This window comes from Roseivirga thermotolerans (assembly GCF_014653175.1).
Classification (GTDB): Bacteria; Bacteroidota; Bacteroidia; order Cytophagales; family Cyclobacteriaceae; genus Roseivirga; species Roseivirga thermotolerans.
Genome location: NZ_BNAG01000005.1, coordinates 161417 through 184447 on the forward strand (window position 1 = coordinate 161417; position 23031 = coordinate 184447).

A 23031-nucleotide genomic window follows, 5' to 3' on the forward strand; every position below is an offset into this window, starting at 1 on the left:
TTTGTTTCTGCCCTAAGTGTTGCCAATACCGTTCCAGTATGCCCTGGCGCCCCAAAAGAGGGGTATAGCAGAAACTTTCGGGAAGGGAGTTCCTCACTGTTGTGGAATTGCCGCTACGAACTAAAGAGCGATGGATATGGTAAAACGGGTACCCTGGTCTTCTTCGCTTATTACTGTTATCTCGCCAAGGTGGCTTTGTACAATGTTCTGAACGCTGGTGAGCCCCAGCCCCATGCCTCCTTTTTTGGCCGTGAAAAATGGGTCGAAGAGTTTCTTCTGATTTTCTTTAGAAATGCCCTTACCGTTGTCTTCTATGTGAATAAGAATGTGCTGTTGTTGTTGCAGAGTGCTCACCCGCAAAACACCTTCGCCTGCTTTCATGGCTTCTATGGCATTAATCATAAGGTTTACCAACGCCATTTTCATTTGGTCTTTGTCAAGCGCTACTGCCGGCAACCCCTCATGAAGTTGCAGCTCCAGTTTCATCTGTTGCAGGTTAATGCGGTCTTCAACCATCTGCACAGCGGCTTTTACTACTTCATTGACTTGACTGTTTTCCAAGCTAAGGGCTTTGGGTTTGGAAGACTCGAGCAGCCCTGAAATGAGTTCTTCTATGCGCCTGGCATTCCTACCTATGATGTTGAAGTAAAGTTCTGCATCTTCCAGGTGTTCGGGCACTTCGTCTTTGAGTTGCTCAAGAGCCAAGCTCAGATTGGTTAGCGGATTGCGTACCTCGTGGGCAATGCTGCGGGCAATTTTACCGGTCATGGAAAGCTTCTCTGCCAGTAACAATTCGGCTTCGGCTTGCTTGCGCTTGCTGATGTCTTTAATGACTCCCTGATAGAGCCCTACCTGGGCCTGGCTTTTCTCTAGAGCTACCAGGTTGATAAGACAAACCACAGTTTGTCCGTTGGCCATACGCATTTCGGCCTCAAACTCTTCTACCTTGTTGTTTTTATACAACTGTTTATTGAAGTGCCAGAAGGTTTCCTCATCAGAAAACAGCTCGGAAAGGCTCAGAAAACGTATCTCTTTTTGGTCGTAACCAAACAGTTGAAGCATGGATGCATTGGACTCCAGAATAAGATATTCGTTGTTCATGAGAAAAATAGAGTCCATGCTCTCCTCAAAGAGTTGCCTATACTTGGCCTCGGATTGGCCTAGCTCCAGGGCATGCTGTTTCTCTTCCGATACATCTACAAAACTAATGGTGAGCCCATCGGCAAACCGTGTGGCATGAATGGAATACCAAAGGGACTCCTGCCCTCTTCGAAATTGCACTTCGCGTTTAAGTCTTTCACCTGTTTCTACCACCTCTTTGAGGGAGTCGAAAAGAGCGTTGGTCACTTGCCCGGGAAAGCTCTCTAAAAAACCTGCTCCTTCAATATCCTCTGCCGAACGCCCCAGTATGTTCAGGCCCTCCGCATTAATAAGTTGTACCTGAAAGTCTTCAATCCCCCCTTTGGTGTTGCGTACGGCCTTAAGAGCCACAATGCCATGGGGAGTAGTGTTTAAAATACTCTTCAGTAGTTTTTCGCCTTCTGTGAGTGTCATGAGAGGTTATATGCTTTTAGCTTGTTGTAGAGTGTTTTTCGGTCTACCTGCAAGACTTCTGCCGTCTTACTTTTATTGTTATTGGTTCGTTTCAGGGCGTTGATAATGGCCGTTTTTTCAGCGGCTTCGGTTACTGCCTTTAGGCTTGGAGGGGCTTCTCCATCTATGAGTATTTCAAAATCGGGCTGATCATCTTCTACCGGAAAGATTATTTCTTCGGGCAAATGTTCTTTGCTCAAAGCAGGCCCATCGCACAACAAAACAGCCCTTTTAATTACGTTTTTGAGCTCTCGCAAATTACCATGCCAAGTGTAGTTTTCTAGTATTTTGAGTACTCTCTTGTCTATAGATTCCACATTTTTTAGCAACTGTTCATTGGCCAGTTTAAGAAAATGTAAGGCAAACACTTCAATATCTTCCTTGCGCTCTCGCAAGGGCGAAAGCTCAATTTTGAATTCGTTTAAACGGTGATAAATATCTTCTCTGAATTCGCCTTTTCGAACGGCTGTTTTCAAGTCTTCATTGGTAGCCACAATAATGCGAACATCTACTTTGCGTTCTTGGCTGCCTCCCAGAGGTTTTACTTTTCGCTCTTGCAATACGCGTAGCAGCTTTATCTGATTCTCGTAGCTCAGATTACCAATTTCATCTAAGAAAAGTGTGCCTTCATTGGCCAACTCAAAACAGCCTTTCTTGTCGCGCAGGGCCCCGGTAAAAGCCCCCTTTACATGTCCAAACAATTCGCTCCCGGCCAGGTCTTTGGGCAGAGCTCCACAGTCTACTGCAATAAACGGTGCTCCAGAACGAGCACTCTTTTGGTGAATGGCGCGCGCAACATACTCCTTTCCGGTACCCGTTTCTCCCAAGATAATCACCGACATATCGGTAGGGGCAATAAGTTCAATATGCTTATTCACCTTCTGAGCTGAAAGGCTTTTGCCAGAGATAAAGTCCGTTTTGCTTGCCTCCGGCCTAGAGGGCTTTTTGGGTACAGGCGCTGCCTGTTTATGCTCTGTTTCCAGCGCATTGGTAATGGTAAGCATTATTTCATCGGGATAGAGCGGCTTGGTTACATATTCAAAAGCTCCTTTTTTGAGTGCCTCCACGGCTATGCGCACATCGCTGTAGCCGGTAATGATGATCACTTTGGCAGCTGGCCTTATAATCTTAATCTTCTCCAGCATTTCAAGACCATTGTAATCGGGCAGTTTAAAATCGCAAAGAATTAAATCTACCTCCTGCTTCTTTAGCCATTTTTCGGCTTCTTTTCCGCTCAGCGCTTCATGGGTTTCGAAACCCTTTTTGGTCAGATATTTTCTCAAAAGGAGACATATTTCTCTGTCATCATCTATTATGAGTATCTTCTTCATAAACGTATCTGGCTTACTGCTTCTAAAATTTCTTTTTTATTGAAGGGCTTGTTCACAAAAGCGTTCACCTCAAAAGCTTTTGCCCGTTCTCTTTCTTGCAATCCATCATAGGCACTAATAATAATTATGCCTGAAACCTCAGGCTGTTGCCTGATTTCCGGAATAAGATCAAAGCCACTGCCATCAGACAGGTTCAGGTCAAGAAAATACAGGTCGTATTTTTTTTGTTTCAGCTTTATTCGCCCCTCAGCCACACTGGTGCAAAATTCTGTATGATAGCCTGCCTTTTGAAGCAACCGGGAGAGCATCAGGCCTATATCTTCCTCATCGTCAACAATTAAAACATGTGCTTTAGCTTCCATTCTATTGAGTGTCTTACACAACGCTTTTGTAGAAAAAATTACACACCTCAGCTTAATAAATGGCCCTGAGCATATTTTGTTCGAAGCGGCACGAACTTTTCTCCTTAAATGACCAAAAAAAGAATTGATATGATGATTAGAAATAGAAACAAATGGATTGGAAGCCTGCTGGGAGTAACGGCTCTTATTGCCCTGAGCTCCTGCTCAGCCCAAAAAGACCTTATTGCTACCCAGGCAAGTAACATTGACAGTCTACAAACCAGCATGCAACAGTTGGTAGCCGAGCGCGACAACCTGCTGCAATACAATGAAGAATTGCTGAAAGAGAACGATCGAATGCAAGAGCAAATAGCGGTGTTGAGAGCGAATATTGAGGCTCAAGACGAGCTTTTGGAAGATAAAACGGATAAAGCCGAGCTTGTTGAAGAGTGGCAGCAGGAAACTGAAGCCATTGTAGCTACTTTTAAAGACTATGGTATTGATGTGATGGTAGAAGAAGGCATGATTCGGCTTTCGGTAGATGAAGGGCTATTATTTGAGTCGGGCAGTGCCAAAATCAACAATAGAGGCCAAATGCTGGTTGATAGAATAGCAGAAGGTATTATGCAAATGCGCCATGCGGAGATTATAGTGGAAGGTCATACGGACAGCGACCCACTCATTGGCCCCGAAAACAATTGGGATCTTTCGGTAGAGCGCTCCATGGCAGTTGTAGAGCGTATGATCCGTGAACATGATGTTTCGGCCCAAAAGCTAATGGTTGCGGGTAAAAGCAAGTTCGACCCGGTGGCAAAAAATACCTCAGAAGCTATGAAGGCCCTGAACAGACGAGTTGAATTCATTATTGTTCCCAATGTTGAAACTCTACTGCAAGAGGTGGAATAGATTGAAACATCCATTAAAAATAGATATTTCCCAAAGCCCGAAATTCGGGCTTTGGGATTTGCTGAATAAAAAAAGATTCTAAATGAATTTTATCCTGAGCCAAGCATGAAAGTATTACTGACGGGTGCTAACGGATATATAGGCAAACGCTTGCTTTACCTCTTACTGGAAAGAGATTTAGAGGTGGTGTGTTGTGTGCGCGATGCCGGCCGATTCAACCATGCTTTGGTCGATCATCCTCGACTAACCATAATAGAGGCCGATTTTCTAAAACCTGACACGCTCAATCACATCCCTCAAGACATTGATGCAGCATATTACCTGATGCACGCCATGTCTGTTTCCGGCAATGGTTTCGAAGACAGAGAAAAGCAAATGGCACAGAACTTTTTAGCCATTGCCACCCAGCGAAGCTTTGAACAAGTCATTTACCTGGGTGGAATTGCCAACGACAACGAACTATCGCCTCACCTGAGATCGAGGCTTAACACAGAAAAAATACTAAGTCGGGGGGCCTATAACTTCACTGCTTTGAGAGCCGGTATAATCGTGGGGTCGGGCAGTGGATCATTCGAAATAATCAGGGATCTGGTAGAAAAACTACCTCTAATGATTGCTCCTCGGTGGCTCAAAACCAAATCGCAACCTATTGCGGTGAACAATATTCTTGAAATACTCGACAAAACCTTACTCAACAAGGCCCTTTACAATAAGACCTTCGACATAGCCGGGCCTGAAGTAATGAGCTACAAGGAAATGCTGCTTCGCTTTGCCCGGGTAAGAGGCCTCAGGCGATTGATAGTGTCTGTGCCGGTACTAACCCCTCGACTGAGCTCCTACTGGCTATATTTTGTAACCTCAACCTCTTACGGACTGGCGCGACACCTGGTAGAGAGCATGAAAACTGAAGTAATTGCTAAACCCAACACACTAACCAAGCAACTGGACATTGAACTAATTACTTATGAAGAAGCCGTTAGAAGAGCATTTTCGCGCATAAAGCAAAACCAATTGATATCGAGTTGGAAAGACGCTATGTCTAGTGAAACCATTAACAAGAGGTTCGAAGATCTGGTAGAAGTTCCTTCTTTCGGGTGCTTTAAAGATCACCGTCAAAGACCTGTTACTCATGAAACTGCTGTGCTTAATAACCTATGGTCCATAGGGGGAGAAAGAGGATGGTACTATGGCAACTGGCTTTGGAAGTTGCGAGGACTTATAGATAAAATGGTGGGCGGTGTAGGGCTTAGAAGAGGTCGTACCCACCCCACTGCGATCAACTCGGGCGACTCGCTGGATTTTTGGCGGGTAATTGTAGCCGATAAAACCAATAAACGGCTCTTGCTTTTTGCCGAAATGAAACTACCTGGCGATGCCTGGCTGGAATTCAAAATAGATAAACACAATGTTCTCCATCAAACCGCCACTTTCAGGCCTAAGGGCATTTGGGGCAGGCTGTATTGGTTGGCCGTATGGCCCTTTCATGGTTTTGTATTCAATGGCATGATCAGTGGTATAGCTCAAACGAAATCTGTGGAGCCCAAAATCTAATGGCAATAAAGTTATTGAAAATACTCTTTAGAAGCTTGCTACGGAGTAGCCGCCAAAAAACGCAGACTAAGCCTTGAAGTGTAATGAATTAAATACAATTAAAAACGACTGTTATGAAACCTATAGAGACCTTTGGTTATAAGAAAACCATACCCGAAGAAATTTACTTTCCTGCATTGAAGACACTTTCTTTTTACCCGGAGCTCAAAAATGTTCGCATCATTTTTCGCTTTAATAAGCCCAATGGCCGAACGGTAATGAGCGCCCGGCCGGTAATTAAAAGTTTGTTTGGTGTGCTGGTGGAACGAGCTTATTACGTGAACATTAGCCGATTCATAAAACTAGGTAGCGAAAGTTTAAAAATTGAAGACCTTCCTGAAGATGTTCTTATTGGCTGGCTGGGGCATGAGTTAGGTCATGTAATGGACTATAAAAACCGGTCAGTGCCCGGCATGATTTGGTTTGGACTCAACTATTGGCTGTCTGGCCACTTTGTGAAAGGAGCGGAACGGAAAGCCGATGAATATGCCGTGCAGCATGGCCTGGGCGACATGATTGTAAAAACGAAAAACTACATTTTGAGCCATGCCCAGATACCAAGAAAATACAAAGAGAAGATCAAGCGGCTATATCTCTCTCCAGAAGAGATTATGCAGATGGTAGAAACCAATCAGCATAACAACGCGCAGCCCGCTCTTTAAGCTTCTAAAAAATGTTCGAACTCCTTTAGCGACTCCTCGTTCATCATTCGAGGGGTTTTTACCTGGCCTCCCTTCTGCTTTTTCTCAGCATTCCAACGGTGAAAGTCTTCGGCAGTAATTAGCCTTACATCTACTCCTTTCAATGCTTTTGACCGGGCCACCCTGTAGTTTTTATTCTTGGTTTTGAGCAGCTCGTCCAGAGCCTCTGAAACCTCCTGAGCATTGAGGTCTTTTGCAGTTCCCAGGCCCAAAAACCACAAATGATAAAACTCTCCTTCGCGTTGAACCGCTCCCACTGTAAACTCAGGAATTTCTGCTCCAAACCTTTCTTCCAACTCCTGAATAGCCTCATTCATTTTAGCCACCGAAAGCTGTGACCCCACTACATTGAGAAAGTGTTTTGTTCTGCCTGTTATTTTGATTTCAGCTCGCTCCAGATCAGTAAACTTTACTGTGTCGCCAATGCTATATCGCCAGGCTCCGCTCACAGTAGAAATAAGAATAGCATAATCTTTCTCTAGCTCAACTTCATTCAACGAGAGAGCCGGAGCCTCAGGAAACGGGCTCCCGTATTCATCGAAATACTTCTGCTCAAAGGGTATGAATTCAAAATAGATACCTGTGTTGAGCGACAGTTGCATGGCCATATTTTGGCTGGGTCTGGCCTGATAGGCCAGAAAGCCTTCAGAGGCAAGGTAGGTATCGAGGTAAAGCATGGGTTTGCTGGTGAGGCTATCGAAACTAGCCCTGTAAGGCTCAAAGGCTACCCCTCCCGAATTGTACACCGCCAGATTGGGCCACAAGTCGTGAATGCTCTCCACCTTATTCCATTCAATAACCTTTTTTAGCATCAGCTCAATCCATGAAGGTATACCGGAAATGGCTCCAATATCCCATTCAGGTGCTTTTTTTGCTATGGCTTCCACTCGCTCGTCCCAATCGTCTATACCGGCAATCTCCTCCCCCGGTTTGTAGTAGCCACGAAACCAAAAAGGTATATTACTGGCACTTATTCCACTAATTTCGCCTTCATAATGCCCATCCACTTCTTTTAAATCGGTGCTGCTGCCCAGCATCAGAATTTGTTTCTCAAAAAAACTATCGGGCAAGTCGTGTTCCGAAAGACTTAATACCTGTTTCAGACCGGTTTCACGAATGGCTTCAATCATCTCCTGAGTGACGGGGATGCGCTTGCTCTTGTTGCCGGTAGTTCCTGAGCTCAAGGCAAAATACTCCGGTGTACCCGGCCAACTAATATCAGGTAGTCCTTCAATAGTTTTGTGCCACCATGCCTCCTTCATCCGTTTGTAGTCAAATGTCGGCACACGGCTGCGAAAATCTTCCACAAGTGTCTCAGACCGGAGAAGCTCTTCAAAGGCATAGGCCTTGCCAAATGCTGTATCTTTCGCCCGTTCGAGCAACTCGCGAAGCATGGTTTGCTGCAATTGGGAGGGGCTGTCGTTCGTTTCGGCTATTTGGCCTCCTACATCTATCGCTTTTTTAATGATTTTTCCGAGTAATGGCATAGTGTTATTCTTGTTTGCGCCCTATTTAATTCAAAGTTTAGACCAGATTAACCTTTACGGCTCAAGGGTTATTTGAAATGGTGAAATGACCTGGCGTAACTTTCTATCCAAAGGTCTCCCTAAGTCGAATTGGTATTGGAGAGATTTTTGAATCACTATGATCAACTCAATAGCCTTACAGATGTTGGTGTGGATTATAATTTTTCTAATTATCACGGTGAGCACAGCCTTTCTTGCCTTTACGCAACGAAGTATTTCGCGCTCCAGGATACCTCGTTTCTTCTTTTTTTTGTTTGCTACGCTATTGCTGGCCACCTTATTTATTGAAATGATAAAGATGTAAGCAACGGAAGTTCAGCAACAACATACTGTGAAACCGGCACTGACAAAGCCCATTTGCTGAGTATTTTACTTTATCAAATTGACAATGGAATTACCTATTTGGAAATAACCGGGAAAAATGCTTTTCGCCATTGCCTCTGACTTTTTTAAATAAACTTACTACTTAGCCATAACCCGATGAATGGACGAATCGGCCAGGTTAGTACTAGACGGAGTAAACCCCGCAAAATATTTAAACTCCCGAACCAGATGTGCTCTATCGGAATAACCCAGTTCATCGGCCAGGGTATTCCAGCAAGGTTTGGGGTTTTGGGTAATGCGCTCAATGGTATGGCTGAAGCGGGTAATGCGCTCGTAGGCCTTGGGACTCAATCCAAAATGACTTTTAAACAAGCGTTGTATTTGCCTGTCGCATAAATAAAAATTATCGCGTAAAGCTTTAGTGCTGAAAAGAGCGTTTCCGGTTCGCGTGGCTCCCACTGCTCTTACGAAAAACTCATTGGCAACCTTCTGCTCATCCATCCAGTCAATGAGAAACTCATCTACCAAAGCCACCTGCTTTTCCAAATTCTCTTCTTTAAGAAGGTGGTTTCTAAGCAAAGAGAATATGGGGTTGTCTAAAAATTGAGCTTCAATGAAAGCATTGTGTACACTGTTTAGCGGAAATCTGAAAATGGCAGAAAACCACTCGGGCTTTAGCGATATGCCGATAACCTGGCTGTTACCATGCATTTTCCAATGCACGGGTTTGTCCATGAGTCCTACGACATAGTTGCTCGGAAACACCCTCCATTCATTATCAATCTTACCCAATTGAAGCTCTCCTCTTACCTGAATAATCCACTCGGCCGTACCCAGAGGCAAACAGGTTTGTTCCGTGGTAAGGCTGTTAGGCTCAAAGTCTGTTGTGGTTACCCAATAATGGCTAACAATTCCCGATAAATGAGCCGAAGGTTTAAAAGTGTAGTAAGAAGGCCTCATAAATGAATACCAGACTTTGCCAATACTGTATTTTGCCAAAGAAGGTTGCAGCAGGTAAAGAATACTGCTGCAACCTCTCTGTTTCTATGGGTTGAGTTTCTGATAGGTAACCTTTGTTTTGCATCCGGTGCCCCCCTCTAACTCGATGGTTGTAAAACTTGTACTACCTGCCTGACGAATTAGCTGATAGCTATTGCACTCGGCTTCATTATTTCGACACACATCCATATGGCTGTAATGTATCTGATATTCATTTTAGGATTCTTAAATAGTGAAAAACGCCTATAAGGTTTCGAACGGTCGTGCTGCCGGAACAATATTGCGGACGGGAGGAGTAGATTTGAGGTATTTAAAAATAGCCCTGAGTTCGTCTTCCTCCAGCTGAGCATAGTTTGGCCATGGCATTGGCGGCAGCAAATCGCGACTGGCTTCAACACCCTTATATTTGCCTTTGGTCATGGCTGTTTTAAACTGCTCGAAAGTCCAGTTGCCGATTCCTGTTTCGTCCGAACTAATGTTTGCCGCATAAGAGACGCCCCAGGGGCCCACGGCCACTGTGCTTTGGTGGCCAAAAAGTACCCATTCGCTTACCAGTTCTTTATTGACCGCAGGGAGTGGTTCGTTTTGAGGGTGCCCCGAGAGCAAACGGGTGTTATCTTCTTCCGGACCAAATGCCGTAAAAACCTTGGGCGAATGACAGTCGCCACAACCAATGGTGGTAACCAGCTTTTTCCCTTTTAAAATTTCCTGCTGCTCTGTAAGTATTGGAGCCGTTATTTGCTGCTCCATAACAGGCGGTTGGCAAGCGGCTATTAGTCCCACTGCCAATGCCATCATGTAATTGACCTTGCTTTTCATAATATTTGTTGTTGTAAGTTTTGAGTATGAATTTTTATGAAATTCAGTCACGAAATTAGAGCAGAGCCATCGCTGAAGTATTGAAAAAAAGCGACATTCTAGCGAAAAGCACCTTGCTTTCAGAACTTTGCAAAGTGTGTAACCCAAAAAAACGGAAGGTCTACCGACTCAGACGAAAAACCCAGGCATGTTTCCCTTCTACACGACTGAACTTTATACCGGAGGTATCGATAATCAGCTTGCCTTTTCGGTAGTGCCAGGGCAGGTCGATAGAGTCATAACCTAAAAGATTGATTCGGGTTTCGCTATTGGGCCGGGGAATAGACAAAACCAACTCATCATCCGGCCATTGCATGGTAATGGCATATATATTACCCCGGTTTTGTGTATAGGCAATGTGTTGCTGCAGCGATTGGTAAGTGGCCTTCAACCCGTTTTCATTGCCTGCGAGGTTTACCAGTAAATTTTTCTGAGGGATGACTTCTTTCTTGCCATTGGGTGTTATCCAGTAGAGTTCCAGACGGGCATTGTGAGTTTTCTCAAAATATTCTATTCGTATAGGATACCTATTGTTTGCCTTTAAATTCAACACTCCCTGACTTACTACTACCGCATCATTACCCATAACAAAGCCATTGGCTCCCTCGGGCGCATTCTTCCATTGGTTAATAACGAGTTGGTCATTGATCCACACCCGAACCCCATCATCGGCCAGTGCTTCTATCCGGAACGGGCCGCTTTGGTCTGGCCTCAAGTATCCTTCCCAAATGGCTGTAAACTCATCTTCCCTTATAGGACCTCCGGGGTTATTCCTTACCCAGTTAAAGTTTATTTGAGCATCCACTCGCTGCAAAGTGACCTGGCGCTCCTCACCACTTACGGTATACGTTTCGGCTCCATAAATGGCTTCCCCATTAATGGCCAGCCAGTCGCCTAATTGTATTAACCGATCTTGCTGTAAAAGCGGAATCTGACCATCAGCTGTTGGTCCCACATTAATAATCATTCCCCCACCATTGGCCACAGCTCTTACAAAACTGTGTACAAGTTCAGTACCGGTTAAGTAGGCTTGCAATTTTTCGAATCGGTTCAATCCAAACGAGCGCCCCAGGCCTCTTACCTCTGCCCATGGCCTGTCTGAGGTCTTTATTCCTGAGCTGTATTCCGGTGTAATAAAGCCCATTCCTTCGCTACCATTGCCCCACCGGTCGTTTACCACAGCGTCTGCTCCCACCAAATTAAAGTACCAGGCTATTAATTCAGCGGCATGCCATTCTTCAGCCGAATTGAACCACTCTCCATCTGCAAAAATCAGATCTGGCCTGTAAGTGGCGACAAGCTCTTTGAATTGCGGAATCATGTGTTGCTCTACATATGGGCCAATGTTACGATGCGGGTCGGTATCCCAACGATGCAATGGGTGGTTCCATTCAGGCAATGAATAGTATAGCCCCATTCTAAGTCCTGCGTCTTTCACAGCCCGGGTCAGTTCTCCCACCAGATCACGCTTAGGCCCCACTTCCATACTGTTCCAGTTGCGGGCATACCGGCTTGGCCAAAGCGCATAACCATCGTGATGCTTGGCAACCATTACCACATATTTTGCACCTGCCTTGTGGAATATATGTGCCCATTCATCAGGGTTAAAAAGTTTTGCTTTGAACAATGGCGCAAAGTCGTTGTAGGTAAATTTTTCGCCATAATTTTTCTTCATGAAGTTGGTTCTCAGCGAATCACCCAGCATCAATCCGCGCAAATACCATTCTGCATAATCTTCTTTATTGCTGTATGCCGGAACAGAATAAACGCCCCAATGAATAAATACACCGAGTTTAGCATCGGTAAACCACTTGGGGTAAGGGCGGTTCTTCAATTCTTGCCAATTGGCCGAATAGACTTTTTGCCAACCGAAAGCCGGGGTATAACACAAAGTAACAACCAACAACACAACAGAAACTAACCTCTTTTTCATGGGGCCACAGGAGTAAACCTCTAAGTTAAAGGAAATGGGGTGGAGATCTCGTTGAGGGAAAGCAATAAAGGCAAGCAAACCTTAGTCAGGAATTCTGGTTAGAGCTCAAAGCCTAATCTAATTACCCATGATCTTTTATTTGGACTACGCGAAGGGTCATAGAAGAAGTCATAAAGTACGGTGGTATTAATTTTTATTTTCTCCTTAAGCACAAAACGTCTTCCAATACCAGCAAGTAAAGTATTATGCCATAGACTAGAGTATAGGTTGTCTTGTGAGTTGGTTAAATTATACTGGGTGGCCTCATAATTGGCTTGCAGGTAAAGGGCGGAGGTCACTTGATAGCGGGAAATACTTCTGATGCTTAACAAATTCTTTGCTAGATCATTATTTGTTGTGGTTTGGTCTATCTTCCCCAACCTAGCTCTTCCTGCTATTTCGAATCCGAATGCTAAACGTTTGTTTATTGGGTAAATCACATTGCCAGCAAAATCTATGGAAACTGGTTTTTCGGGAACGTAGGTAAGATTACCTCCAAACTTAAGCCTTTTCAGAAAAGGCTGATCTCTATAAGGATTGTACCTTTTGGGGGCTTCTTCCAAACTTTCCAAGCTTGGAAACTCTTCCTTGGCTTCCTGCATTTTAACCATAGCATCATCGAACCTCCCTTGCAGGCTTTCTCCAACGCTTTCTAGTTCCTTTGCCTTACTTTCTAATTTTTCTTTGACAAAATCGTTGGTCTGAAACTGATCCATATTTTGTCTGTAACCTTCAGGAAGTGGCTTATAAGCTTTCATCTTATCTATTTGCTTTTTGGCCAGTTGGGCTTCGGGTATACTCTCTACCTGAGCCAGCAATTCCTTATCCCAATCGCTGAATTGCGATTTATACTGTTCTAAATCTTCGAACAACTCAGCAGCCCTCTTATTCACCTTTCTCAGATTCTGAGCATTGAAAACATCTCTGGCCTTTAGACTATCGCGCTTTAAGGTTTCAATAGCTTCCAACTCCTTTATCTCGGAGATACTTTGTTTTACTTCATCCGATACCGGTAATTTTTCAGGCGTTTTCTGAATGTCTTCAACCAGTTGTTTGCGAATATCGGTAAAAGCTGTCTGCGTAGTATCATGCAATTCTTTTTCAAGATTGTTCTTACGCTCTTCAATGAGCCTATCAATCTCCTCATCTGACAACTCAGGATATTCTTTGGAGAGCCTGGCCTTACCTCTCTTCCTCAATTGTCTAAGCTCTTTTAAAAATTTGTTGTTGGAAGTTTGAAGCTCCCCAGAAGAGGTTTCAATTCCATTGTCATTCGAGAAATCAATACTCTGAGATAGCAAAACATTACTGGTGGTTAGTAATCCTAGCAATAGTAGAAGTAAATGTGTGTGCTTAAAGCCATTCATAGTAGCAATCTAGTCAATATATCTCTACTGTTTGCCCTTATTTTTCAGTTCAAGAATTTCTTGTTCCAACTGAAGTACTTTTTTATTCTGTTCAATAATATACAGGGTCAGCTCTTCAATCTTCTCCAAAAGTTTGAGCTGCATATCGCCAACGTCCTGGCCGTTGGCTTCCACTTCTTTGGCACTTGGCATGTTCGGAAGGTGGGAGTTGGCTTTGATATAGCTTTCCAATTCCGGTAGGCTTCTCAGTTCATAATCCGGCTTGAACACGTAATCGGGGACTGTTCCGGGAGTGGCGGTCACTTTGACCTTTTTGGATTCAATGTCATTGTCAACTATCATTTTTTGGCCAAAAAAGCTTGTGCCGTTGTGAACTAATGCCCCTGCATTGTTGATACTGAATACCTTCCCTACTGCCGTAGTAACCCCAAAAGCATAATATAAGGGGTTCGAACCCGTGTTATCTATCCACAGGTCTGGTGCATTCGTAAAGCTATAACCAGAAGATAAATCGTTGACTCTTAAGAGTGCCTGCCTTGTGCCTTTAATCAAACCATCCGCAGAGAGTCCGCCACTGGGTATATCAACATCACCAGTATTACTTATTGTAAATAAAACACTGCTTAATCCATCACCACCCACTGATCCTTTGCCGAACAGCAGCCCTTGGCTTTCACTTAGTATCATACCCGCATTTAAGGTTTGAGCATTGTTTCCAGCTGAACCTAAATACAGATAATCGGCATAATTGGAAGCCCAGCTACTATTCAGCAGAAAGTGGTCTGTATAACCCCAAGAGCTGACTTTTCTCAGTATTGACCTTTCAGTGATTTTCAGTTTTTGGTCTGTAGTCCCGCCTTCCACATATAAGTCTCCGTCTACAGTTTGGTCTTGTGCATTTGAGTATGTAAAAACAGCCATCAGGCAGGCTATGATCAGTATTCTTGTTCTCATGTGAGTTTATTTTGAAGGTTAAAAATCAACTTTTGTTAAGGCTTATATGGCCGATCCTAATTTAGTATTTTAATAATAAAAAATATTTCATTGATGTTAAGAAAGCAGCCTCAGTTTTCGGAGCCATAGAAAGTATGTCTTACCGGCTAATACATGAGATGCCCATTTTTTTTGCGGCATGGTTTCATTAAAAGAAGGATGTCTCCAAAGCCTCAAAACTGTTCATTCCGATCTTGTCTACCGACAAGCAGGTTTGCTTTAGAATCTATACGCTTGATACTCTGTGCTATGAAGACCCTGAAACCTGCCTTTGCCACAGGCAGGTTCAGGGTAACGCTTATCTGGCTGTTGAGACAGCCTTATTCTTTCTGCAGTCTTGTAAAAGAATGATGTAGTGCTTTTTTTGTGAAAACCCTTTACTCAGTCTACAGCACTACTCCTTTTGATTGGCTTTCAAATCTTCGATCTCCTTGGATTGCTTTTCAACTATTTCTTTAAGTGCCTTGACTTCTTTATTCTGTTCAATAATATACAGGGTCAGCTCTTCAATCTTCTCCAAGAGCTTCAACTGCATGTCCCCAACGTCTTGGCCGTTGGTTTCCACTTCTTTGGCACTGGGCACGTTCGGAAGGTGGGAATTGGCTTTGATATAGCTTTCCAATTCCGGTAGGCTTCTCAGTTCATAATCCGGCTTGAACACGTAATCGGGAACACTGCCAGGAGTGGCCGTGACCTTGACCTTTTTGGATTCTATGTTTCCTTCAACATAAACATGGGCATCAAATTTGAAAAAATCATAACTTCCATTGTAATAAAGAGACCCCTCACCGCTGGTATCATTGAAAAGTATCCCAGACCATAAGTCTGTGGAGCTTACCCTAATCGGAGCATCATTATCCGTACTTATCGTAACGACCCCGTTAACCGTGCCACCCCCTGATAACTTGAGATAGGAAGCGTCAAGAACAGATGCGTAGTTACTATTGTCCAGAACTCTTTTCCAGCCAACCCAAGAACCATTATACCTTTCCCTAAAGAATATAGACCCATCTGTATACGGAATGGCCAGTTGTGTAAGATTGCCAGAACCATCTTTGGAAACGTACTCAAATGAAAACGGGTGATAATAAGTACTTCCCCCCATTCCATTAGACGCACTTCCTCTTAGTAGAGTATATCCGTTACCACTTCTTGCGTTAGTAACGTGATTCCAATCAAGTGTACCAACAGTTGTCTTTGTTCCAAAGCCTCCAATAAGTTGACCATTGACCGTTTGGTCTTGTGCATTTGAGTATGTAAAAACAGCCATCAGGCAGGCTATGATCAGTATTCTTGTTCTCATGTGAGTTTATTTTGAAGGTTAAAAATCAACTTTTGTTAAGGCTTATATAGCGAATTCTAATTTAGTATTTTAATAATAAAAAATATTTCATTGATGTTAAGAAAGCAGCCTCAGTTTTCGGAGCCACAGAAAGTATGTCTTACCGGCCAATACATGAGATGCCCATTTTTTGCGGTATGATTCAATTAAAAGAAGGGTGTCTCCAAAGCCTCAAAACTGTTCATTCCGATCTTGTCTACCGACAAGCAGGTTTGCTTTAGAAGCTACGCTTGATATTCTGTGCTATGAAGACCCTGAAACCTGCCTTTGCCACAGGCAGATTCAGGGTAACGCTTATCTGGCTTTTGAGACAGCCTTATTCTTTCTGCAGTCTTGTAAAAGAATGATGTAGTGCTTTTTTTGTGAAAACCCTTTACTTAATATACAACACTACTTCTTCTGATTGGCTTTCAAATCTTCAATCTCCTTGGATTGCTTTTCAACTATTTCTTTAAGTGCCTTGACTTCTTTATTCTGTTCAATAATATACAGGGTCAGCTCTTCAATCTTCTCCAAGAGCTTCAACTGCATGTCCCCAACGTCCTGGCCGTTGGCTTCCACTTCTTTGGCACTTGGCATGTTCGGAAGGTGGGAGTTGGCTTTAATATAGCTTTCCAATTCCGGTAGGCTTCTCAGTTCATAATCCGGCTTGAATACGTAATCGGGAACACTGCCAGGGGTAGCCGTGACCTTGACCTTTTTGGATTCGATGTCATCTTCAACGATCATCTTTTGGGTAAATCGACTGGTGCCACTAACGTCTAGCTGGTACAACGGAGAAGAGTTTCCAATGCCTACTTTACCCATGCCATCAATGATCATCCTATTTCCTCCGTTGTGATAAAAGTAAAACTTATCATCCATAAAGTTTGATGTCAATTGGCTTCTATTTACTCCAACTTCTTTAAAATAAATTTGCTGTTGCCCATTGCTATTTGATTGATCAAGAGATAAACCTAAACCATTATTTAGAGTCATCGTTCCATTCACAATCGTATTGCCACCAAGTAAATTTTCATTGCCTGTTGTTATCAAGCTGCCGTAGATCGTCTTTGATTGATTTGGGGCATTGATACCATCCCACATCTGAGTGATATGGGTTGATGTTCCAGAGACATCGGTTCCAGATTCGTTCTTAATTGCAAAAGTACTTGCATTTGAACCTCCTGATGACGTATAGCCACTACTATAAACCGTTACATCTTTAGAGTTAGTCACAACATAATATTTCTTACCCCCCCTTAGATAAACCACTATTTGACCAAAAGACCTATTGCCCCTATAAATACCCAGTATTGACCGCTCATTGGCATGGTAAAGATTGTTATAGACTTCATATTCCGGGGCTAAATCCTGCCAACCACCACCACGAGCAACTGCAGTGATGGAGTGCATATTATATGCTTCTCCACCCGACTGAGATAGCATCTCGATATTAAAAAAATGTTTGAGACTAGCTACCTCACCCTCTATCACTACAGGGTAAAAATTTGTACTGCTAAGCCCATTCAAATTGGCTTCATGCCTTTTTACTGGGTATGTTAATAATCCACTTTCAATTACTGATGTTGTACTGATGTTTCCAGTAACTGTAAGGTTTCCATTCACAGTTTCATCCTGTGCATTTGAGTATGCAAAAACAGCCATCAGGCAGGCTATGATCAGTATTCTTGTTCTCATGCGAGTTTATTTTGAAGGTTAAAAATCAACTTTTGTTAAGGCTTATATGGCCAATCCTAATTTAGTATTTTAATAATAAAAAATATTTCATTGATGTTAAGAAAGCAGCCTCAGTTTTCGGAGCCACAGAAAGTATGTCTTACCGGCTAATACATGAGATGCCCATTTTTTGCGGTATGATTCAATTAAAAGAAGGGTGTCTCCAAAGCCTCAAAACTGTTCATTCCGATCTTGTCTACCGACAAGCAGGTTTGCTTTAGAATCTATGCGCTTGATATTCTGTGCTATAAAGACCCGAAACCTGCCTTTGCTACAGGCAGGTTCAGGGTGACGCTTATTTGGCTTTTGAGACAGCCTTATTCTTTCTGCAGTCTTGTAAAAGAATGATGTAGTGATTTTTATGAAAACCCTTTACTCAGTCTACAGCACTACTTCTTCTGATTGGCTTTCAATTCTTCGATCTCCTTGGATTGCTTTTCAACTATTTCTTTAAGTGCCTTGACTTCTTTATTCTGTTCAATAATATACAGGGTCAGCTCTTCAATCTTCTCCAAAAGTTTGAGCTGCATATCGCCAACGTCCTGGCCGTTGGTTTCCACTTCTTTGGCACTCGGCACGTTCGGAAGGTGGGAATTGGCTTTGATATAGCTTTCAAGCTCTGGTAGGCTTCTCAGTTCATAATCCGGCTTGAACACGTAATCGGGAACACTGCCAGGGGTGGCCGTGACCTTGACCTTTCTGGATTCTATGTTTCCTTCAACATAAACATGGGCATCAAATTTGAAAAAATCATAACTTCCATTGTAATAAAGAGACCCCTCACCGCTGGTATCATTGAAAAGTATCCCAGACCATAAGTCTGTGGAGCTTACCCTAATCGGAGCATCATTATCCGTACTTATCGTAACGACCCCGTTAACCGTGCCACCCCCTGATAACTTGAGATAGGAAGCGTCAAGAACAGATGCGTAGTTACTATTGTCCAGAACTCTTTTCCAGCCAACCCAAGAACCATTATACCTTTCCCTAAAGAATATAGACCCATCTGTATACGGAATGGCCAGTTGTGTAAGATTGCCAGAACCATCTTTGGAAACGTACTCAAATGAAAACGGGTGATAATAAGTACTTCCCCCCATTCCATTAGACGCACTTCCTCTTAGTAGAGTATATCCGTTACCACTTCTTGCGTTAGTAACGTGATTCCAATCAAGTGTACCAACAGTTGTCTTTGTTCCAAAGCCTCCAATAAGTTGACCATTGACCGTTTGGTCTTGTGCATTTGAGTATGTAAAAACAGCCATCAGGCAGGCTATGATCAGTATTCTTGTTCTCATGTGAGTTTATTTTGAAGGTTAAAAATCAACTTTTGTTAAGGCTTATATAGCGAATCCTAATTTAGTATTTTAATAATAAAAAATATTTCATTGATATTAAGAAAGCAGCCTCAGTTTTCGGAGCCACAGAAAGTCTGTCTTACCTGCCAATACATGAGATGCCCATTTTTTGCGGTATGATTCAATTAAAAGAAGGGTGTCTCCAAAGCCTCAAAACTGTTCATTCCGATCTTGTCTACCGACAAGTAGGTTTGCTTTAAAATCTATACGCTTGATACTCTGTGCTATAAAGACCCGAAACCTGCCTTTGCTACAGGCAGGTTCAGGGTGAGGCTTATCTGGCTTTTGAGACAGCCTTATTCTTTCTGCAGTCTTGTAAAAGAATGATGTAGTGATTTTTATGAAAACCCTTTACTTAGTCTACAACACTACTTCTTCTGATTGGCTTTGAGTTCTTCGATCTCTTGCCTGAGTTTGGTCATTTCCTTGTTCTGCTCAATCATGTAAAGGGTCAGCTCTTCAATCTTCTCCAAAAGTTTGAGCTGCATATCGCCAACGTCCTGGCCATTGGCTTCTACTTCTTTGGCACTCGGCACGTTCGGAAGGTGGGAGTTGGCCTTGATGTAGCTCTCTAGTTCTGGTAGGCTTCTAAGCTCGTAATCAGGTTTGAACACGTAATCGGGAACACTGCCAGGGGTGGCGGTGACCTTGACCTTTTTGGATTCTATATTTCCTTGAACTACAGCATTACCGTTCAATGTGGTATTTCTAAAACGGTCAAAATATATTGCTGCGTAAGCCAAATTGCTTTTACCAATTGGCAAGTCTCCACTCGTTGTGCCAATACCAAACCCAGCAGTTTCATCTTGAGCATTAATAAAAACATCCAGATACCTGGGACTTCCAGAAGTATTTTTTGAGTTAAACCTAATCCCTTTATTAATATCACCTGTAGAACTAAGAGAGTGTGCGAATCTAGCCATCAAAGCATTAGTTGAAGAGTTGTTTGACACCGAGAACTTCTCACCTGACAAAGTTGATATGCCAATGCCTAAGTCTCCAGTGACAGTACCTCCCATTGTGGTAATCACTCGGTTTCCATGTTCATAGATATTCCCGTTGCTATTACTCAGATAAGTTGTAGGGTGAGAGTATGGAGAGATATCTCCCAAAACCCTTAGTTTGCTTCCCACAAACACCCCATTGGCAAAATCACCACTTGAATTAATGTAAAGGAAGTTACTCCCAGTACCGATTGCATATTTTGAGTCTATGTTTAAGCGAGCTGCTGTTACAATTCCTGACACACCTAGATGTCCAGTTATGTTCTGTCCGACACTGAAGTTATTATTGACATTCGTATAAGCTTCATTTTGAGCTTTAGCAGATAAAACAGTAGCCAATAAGCAGACTGTAATAAATATTCTTTTCCTCATGTGAGTTTAATTTGATGGTTAAAAATTGGTTTCAGATAAGGTTTTAAGATCGTGATTTCCCTTCTACTGTAAAAAGAATAAACAACATGATTTCGCTGCCTTAAACCATCCCTAATCCATTCAGCTTTTACATAACATGCTCTTACACAACTGCGCCTCGATGCCTGGCTCAACCAAAGCCGTTATATAAGCATATTATGTAAAGCAGTTGGTCATACCTGCGGCAGGTAAACTCCCTTTGGACTGACAACCTACACGCATTGAGCCCTCAAACAGATTGTAAATTGCCTATAGCATTATGTACCTATGCCACCGTGGCACAATAAAAAACCAGCCCTCGTTTCTGAAAGCTGGCCTATCTCTTTAATACTGTATAAAATGCTATAATATTTAATCCTCGTTACAAACGAGGGTTCGTGGGTTGTGCCGGATGGAAAGGTGTTCTACCTGGACTTTGAGCGTTGTCCTTAACCTGTCAAGCCCGTCAAGCCTGATTCCGCCCAGGATGGTGATGTGTATGCTGTCGTATGAGTATTTGATGTGTTCTGCATTGGTGGTGTCTAAAGTCCGTCTGGGGTTTTTCATTGGCCTTTGATTTTTTGTTGACTCCTGACGCATATATCAGGCTCTTACAAATATGCATTATATACATATTTAAGCCAATGAATAATTCCTTTATTTGACACCTAAGTCATTAAATAATACTTTAGAGTTATAAATAGCGGATATGATTGATATTGGACACCGGATAAAGCAGCTTAGAACGCTTAAAAAGCTCTCTCAGAAGGAAGTAGCCTTAGAGTTGGAGATGAATCAGGGCCAGTATTCGCGTATTGAAAGTGGTAAAGTAGAACCTACTCTTTCTTCCCTGGATAAGATCGCCACCGTGTTTGACATTTCTCTTTCAGAGCTATTGAAGGATAGCGGAGACATTAATGAAGAGATTAACCTACCACTGCTCGAAAAGGTCAAAATGATTGATCAACTGGAAGAGAAGGAACGAGAGTCTTTAATGAACATTATCGACATGGCCATCTCTAAAAAGAAGCTTAAAGACAACCTTTCAGGATTATTAGCGCAATAAAAAAGACCAGCTTGCGGCTGGCCTTTTCACTATTTGTATCTTCTTGTTTTTTAGTCAAAGACTAAACCATAGTTCAAGAAAACTCTAAAAAACCTTTCTCTATCCGAAGCCTTCAGGTCGAATAAACTTACCCGAACCCTTTCCCCAGTCTTGAGAGCAATACACACTCTTTGCGGTGTTTCCTTTTCTAATGAAGCTATTTCACTCACTTTGAATTCAGCACTAGAGAAGAACTTGATCACCTTGACACTACCACTTTGTATAGTTACGACTTTGACTTTAAATACTTTCAGCAAAAGGAATATTGCAGCAAAAGCATTATATCCGATAAGTACCCAATTCCAGTAAACACTATCACTCAAATAGCCTGATAACCAAATTGCGTCAACAACGATTAATGATATCAGTATACTCGTGTAAGAATAGATTGATCTTTTAAAAACTGTGTTTTCCATTTTATTATCTAATTCGTCTACCATTCGAATTCACTCCTCCTGAACCGTACCTTATCGTACAATTATTACATTGATTGTTCTGGCCTTGTCTAACTAAACCTGCTCTTCCCCGAGCAGCAGAAGCATTAACACCTGCAGCAATAACACCTGAAGCTATACCAACACCAGTAGCCACAGGGCCCGAAAGAACCTCAAATGCCCCTGCTACACCCGTACCAACACCTCCTACAGTAGCAGCATTATTGAAATTAGTCATACCAGCATCATGCCTTGCAATTTCATCCGCAAAATCATTTCTGTTAGTAATCGATAAACCGCCATTCGCTCCCCTATAACCAACAGCCGCACCAACAAATGCAGATACGTTATCCGAGACATCTGGTGAATCCACATTTGTGGTAGTTGTACTATTTTCTAAAACAGCACCACCGCCATCACCACCAAAAGGATCCTTAAAGTGAACTTGTGTTGTTGTATTAGTTGTTACTGACTGACTAGTGGATCGTCCAATTTCATTGCCCTGATCATCGTACTTTATCTTAACAGTTGTTGTCGTAGTTGAAACTGTTCTTGTGGTCAAAGTGGCTCCATCTACTATCCCATTCGGGCTCACATTTCCATTTTTGGCAGCTTGAAGTAATGCAGCCTGAAACTCCTCACTATCATTCGAAATCTGTCTACTAGTTTGTGAGGTACTTGTTGAAGTTTCAACTATCTCGTCAGTTGAATTAGTTGATGAAACATCAGTTGACACTACATCATCAGGCATCATCCCATCAGGGTCAATAAACCTGATCGGGTTATCAAAGGCATAGTTGTAAGGAGAGTGTCTGCGCATCAGGTCTGCCGCAGGATCAACTTGCATAAACCTGCCTAGCTGTGGATCATAGAATCTGGCTTGGTAATCGTACCAACCTAGATCAAAATCGGTCTGTTCTTCGAAGCTGTTGTACTTAAAGTTGTTAGGCTTAGATAGTGGCGCACTTGAGCTAAGCGCATTTATTGACATCCCAAAAGGATAATAATGATCTTCCTGTAGTATCTGGCCCTTGGTGTGGGTAATTCTAAAGTCATCGAAGTACACATTGTGATTGGTGTTGCTCTCATTGGAGAGGTAGATGTAGATATACCCTCCCTGGGCAATAGACTTATTAAGGGTGAGTTGATGGTGAACATTAGCCGTACTGCCGACTTGA

Annotated in this window: 20 protein-coding genes; 4 read left to right on the forward strand and 16 right to left on the reverse strand. The window is 42.8% G+C overall.

Features of this window, described 5'->3' with window-relative positions; translation table 11 throughout:
• Nucleotides 1-120: 120 nt before the first annotated feature.
• The 3 genes from IE164_RS17550 to IE164_RS17560 are packed head-to-tail and all read right to left on the reverse strand — an operon-like array spanning nucleotide 121 to nucleotide 3286.
• Nucleotides 121-1554 (reverse strand): PAS domain-containing sensor histidine kinase, encoded by a 1434-nt coding sequence (locus tag IE164_RS17550; RefSeq protein ID WP_189631574.1) that lies wholly within the window; start codon nucleotides 1552-1554, stop codon nucleotides 121-123.
• Nucleotides 1551-2924 carry a sigma-54-dependent transcriptional regulator gene (locus IE164_RS17555; RefSeq protein ID WP_189631575.1) on the reverse strand — a complete coding sequence of 458 codons (1374 nt, stop codon included), beginning with the start codon at nucleotides 2922-2924 and terminating at the stop codon, nucleotides 1551-1553. Before IE164_RS17555 ends, IE164_RS17550 begins: the two co-directional genes overlap by 4 nt.
• Nucleotides 2921-3286: a response regulator gene (locus tag IE164_RS17560; RefSeq protein WP_189631576.1), complete on the reverse strand. Its 366-nt coding sequence runs from the start codon at nucleotides 3284-3286 to the stop codon at nucleotides 2921-2923. Before IE164_RS17560 ends, IE164_RS17555 begins: the two co-directional genes overlap by 4 nt.
• Nucleotides 3287-3394: 108 nt before the next feature.
• Between IE164_RS17560 and IE164_RS17565 the strand changes: the two genes are divergently transcribed.
• The 3 genes from IE164_RS17565 (at nucleotide 3395) to IE164_RS17575 (ending at nucleotide 6423) form a co-directional block, all read left to right on the forward strand.
• Nucleotides 3395-4171, forward strand: coding sequence for an OmpA family protein (locus IE164_RS17565; RefSeq protein WP_189631577.1), 777 nt, complete (start codon nucleotides 3395-3397; stop codon nucleotides 4169-4171).
• A gap of 105 nt (nucleotides 4172-4276) precedes the next feature.
• On the forward strand, nucleotides 4277-5722 hold the full coding sequence (locus IE164_RS17570) for an SDR family oxidoreductase (protein WP_189631578.1): 1446 nt from the start codon (nucleotides 4277-4279) through the stop codon (nucleotides 5720-5722).
• A 113-nt stretch (nucleotides 5723-5835) separates the two neighbouring features.
• Nucleotides 5836-6423 carry a hypothetical protein gene (locus IE164_RS17575; RefSeq protein ID WP_189631579.1) on the forward strand — a complete coding sequence of 196 codons (588 nt, stop codon included), beginning with the start codon at nucleotides 5836-5838 and terminating at the stop codon, nucleotides 6421-6423.
• Here the strand turns inward: IE164_RS17575 and IE164_RS17580 are convergent.
• The 11 genes from IE164_RS17580 to IE164_RS17630 form a co-directional block, all read right to left on the reverse strand.
• Nucleotides 6420-7949 carry a GH3 family acyl-acid amido synthetase gene (locus tag IE164_RS17580; RefSeq protein ID WP_189631580.1) on the reverse strand — a complete coding sequence of 510 codons (1530 nt, stop codon included), beginning with the start codon at nucleotides 7947-7949 and terminating at the stop codon, nucleotides 6420-6422. The two genes, IE164_RS17575 and IE164_RS17580, sit on opposite strands and share 4 nt — an antisense overlap.
• 501 nt (nucleotides 7950-8450) lie before the next feature.
• Nucleotides 8451-9311 (reverse strand): helix-turn-helix domain-containing protein, encoded by an 861-nt coding sequence (locus IE164_RS17585; RefSeq protein WP_189631581.1) that lies wholly within the window; start codon nucleotides 9309-9311, stop codon nucleotides 8451-8453.
• 243 nt (nucleotides 9312-9554) lie between these two features.
• Complete coding sequence (locus IE164_RS17590) at nucleotides 9555-10130, reverse strand: c-type cytochrome (RefSeq protein WP_189631582.1); 576 nt, start codon at nucleotides 10128-10130, stop codon at nucleotides 9555-9557.
• 160 nt (nucleotides 10131-10290) lie between these two features.
• Nucleotides 10291-12102 (reverse strand): alpha-L-fucosidase, encoded by a 1812-nt coding sequence (locus tag IE164_RS17595; RefSeq protein WP_189631583.1) that lies wholly within the window; start codon nucleotides 12100-12102, stop codon nucleotides 10291-10293.
• 98 nt (nucleotides 12103-12200) lie between these two features.
• The gene (locus IE164_RS17600) at nucleotides 12201-13472 is read right to left on the reverse strand and encodes a hypothetical protein (RefSeq protein WP_189631584.1); all 1272 of its coding nucleotides are present in this window, start codon (nucleotides 13470-13472) and stop codon (nucleotides 12201-12203) included.
• 60 nt (nucleotides 13473-13532) lie between these two features.
• A complete protein-coding gene (locus IE164_RS17605; RefSeq protein WP_189631585.1) occupies nucleotides 13533-14462 on the reverse strand; it encodes a hypothetical protein in 930 nt (309 codons plus the stop codon).
• Between the two features lie 433 nt (nucleotides 14463-14895).
• A complete protein-coding gene (locus IE164_RS17610) occupies nucleotides 14896-15804 on the reverse strand; it encodes a pyocin knob domain-containing protein (protein WP_189631586.1) in 909 nt (302 codons plus the stop codon).
• Between the two features lie 429 nt (nucleotides 15805-16233).
• Complete coding sequence (locus tag IE164_RS17615) at nucleotides 16234-17523, reverse strand: TMF family protein (protein WP_189631587.1); 1290 nt, start codon at nucleotides 17521-17523, stop codon at nucleotides 16234-16236.
• A 428-nt stretch (nucleotides 17524-17951) separates the two neighbouring features.
• Nucleotides 17952-18860: a pyocin knob domain-containing protein gene (locus IE164_RS17620; RefSeq protein WP_189631588.1), complete on the reverse strand. Its 909-nt coding sequence runs from the start codon at nucleotides 18858-18860 to the stop codon at nucleotides 17952-17954.
• A gap of 428 nt (nucleotides 18861-19288) precedes the next feature.
• Nucleotides 19289-20296, reverse strand: a complete 1008-nt coding sequence (locus IE164_RS17625) for a hypothetical protein (RefSeq protein WP_189631589.1) — start codon at nucleotides 20294-20296, stop codon at nucleotides 19289-19291.
• 390 nt (nucleotides 20297-20686) lie between these two features.
• Nucleotides 20687-20914, reverse strand: a complete 228-nt coding sequence (locus IE164_RS17630; RefSeq protein ID WP_189631590.1) for a hypothetical protein — start codon at nucleotides 20912-20914, stop codon at nucleotides 20687-20689.
• Between the two features lie 109 nt (nucleotides 20915-21023).
• On the opposite strand from IE164_RS17630, the gene IE164_RS17635 reads away from it, so the two are divergent.
• Nucleotides 21024-21380: a helix-turn-helix domain-containing protein gene (locus IE164_RS17635; RefSeq protein ID WP_229838762.1), complete on the forward strand. Its 357-nt coding sequence runs from the start codon at nucleotides 21024-21026 to the stop codon at nucleotides 21378-21380.
• 50 nt (nucleotides 21381-21430) lie between these two features.
• Here IE164_RS17635 and IE164_RS17640 read toward each other — a convergent pair whose 3' ends face one another.
• Nucleotides 21431-21859, reverse strand: a complete 429-nt coding sequence (locus IE164_RS17640; RefSeq protein ID WP_229838763.1) for a hypothetical protein — start codon at nucleotides 21857-21859, stop codon at nucleotides 21431-21433.
• Nucleotides 21840-23031 (reverse strand): RHS repeat-associated core domain-containing protein (locus IE164_RS17645; RefSeq protein WP_189631592.1); only part of this gene is annotated, 1192 nt, incomplete at its 5' end. The genes IE164_RS17645 and IE164_RS17640, both read right to left, overlap by 20 nt.

What these genes read in the sequence shown, in the direction of transcription:
- IE164_RS17590 (WP_189631582.1), bottom strand. Translation starts at nt 10,130, where the DNA reads ATGAAAAGCAAGGTCAATTACATGATGGCATTGGCAGTGGGACTAATA.
- IE164_RS17595 (WP_189631583.1), bottom strand. Translation starts at nt 12,102, where the DNA reads ATGAAAAAGAGGTTAGTTTCTGTTGTGTTGTTGGTTGTTACTTTGTGT.
- IE164_RS17560 (WP_189631576.1), bottom strand. Translation starts at nt 3,286, where the DNA reads ATGGAAGCTAAAGCACATGTTTTAATTGTTGACGATGAGGAAGATATA.
- IE164_RS17610 (WP_189631586.1), bottom strand. Translation starts at nt 15,804, where the DNA reads ATGAGAACAAGAATACTGATCATAGCCTGCCTGATGGCTGTTTTTACA.
- IE164_RS17565 (WP_189631577.1), top strand. Translation starts at nt 3,395, where the DNA reads ATGACCAAAAAAAGAATTGATATGATGATTAGAAATAGAAACAAATGG.
- IE164_RS17620 (WP_189631588.1), bottom strand. Translation starts at nt 18,860, where the DNA reads ATGAGAACAAGAATACTGATCATAGCCTGCCTGATGGCTGTTTTTACA.
- IE164_RS17625 (WP_189631589.1), bottom strand. Translation starts at nt 20,296, where the DNA reads ATGAGGAAAAGAATATTTATTACAGTCTGCTTATTGGCTACTGTTTTA.
- IE164_RS17640 (WP_229838763.1), bottom strand. Translation starts at nt 21,859, where the DNA reads ATGGTAGACGAATTAGATAATAAAATGGAAAACACAGTTTTTAAAAGA.
- IE164_RS17550 (WP_189631574.1), bottom strand. Translation starts at nt 1,554, where the DNA reads ATGACACTCACAGAAGGCGAAAAACTACTGAAGAGTATTTTAAACACT.
- IE164_RS17630 (WP_189631590.1), bottom strand. Translation starts at nt 20,914, where the DNA reads ATGCGTCAGGAGTCAACAAAAAATCAAAGGCCAATGAAAAACCCCAGA.
- IE164_RS17570 (WP_189631578.1), top strand. Translation starts at nt 4,277, where the DNA reads ATGAAAGTATTACTGACGGGTGCTAACGGATATATAGGCAAACGCTTG.
- IE164_RS17615 (WP_189631587.1), bottom strand. Translation starts at nt 17,523, where the DNA reads ATGAGAACAAGAATACTGATCATAGCCTGCCTGATGGCTGTTTTTGCA.
- IE164_RS17580 (WP_189631580.1), bottom strand. Translation starts at nt 7,949, where the DNA reads ATGCCATTACTCGGAAAAATCATTAAAAAAGCGATAGATGTAGGAGGC.
- IE164_RS17575 (WP_189631579.1), top strand. Translation starts at nt 5,836, where the DNA reads ATGAAACCTATAGAGACCTTTGGTTATAAGAAAACCATACCCGAAGAA.
- IE164_RS17635 (WP_229838762.1), top strand. Translation starts at nt 21,024, where the DNA reads ATGATTGATATTGGACACCGGATAAAGCAGCTTAGAACGCTTAAAAAG.
- IE164_RS17605 (WP_189631585.1), bottom strand. Translation starts at nt 14,462, where the DNA reads ATGAGAACAAGAATACTGATCATAGCCTGCCTGATGGCTGTTTTTACA.
- IE164_RS17555 (WP_189631575.1), bottom strand. Translation starts at nt 2,924, where the DNA reads ATGAAGAAGATACTCATAATAGATGATGACAGAGAAATATGTCTCCTT.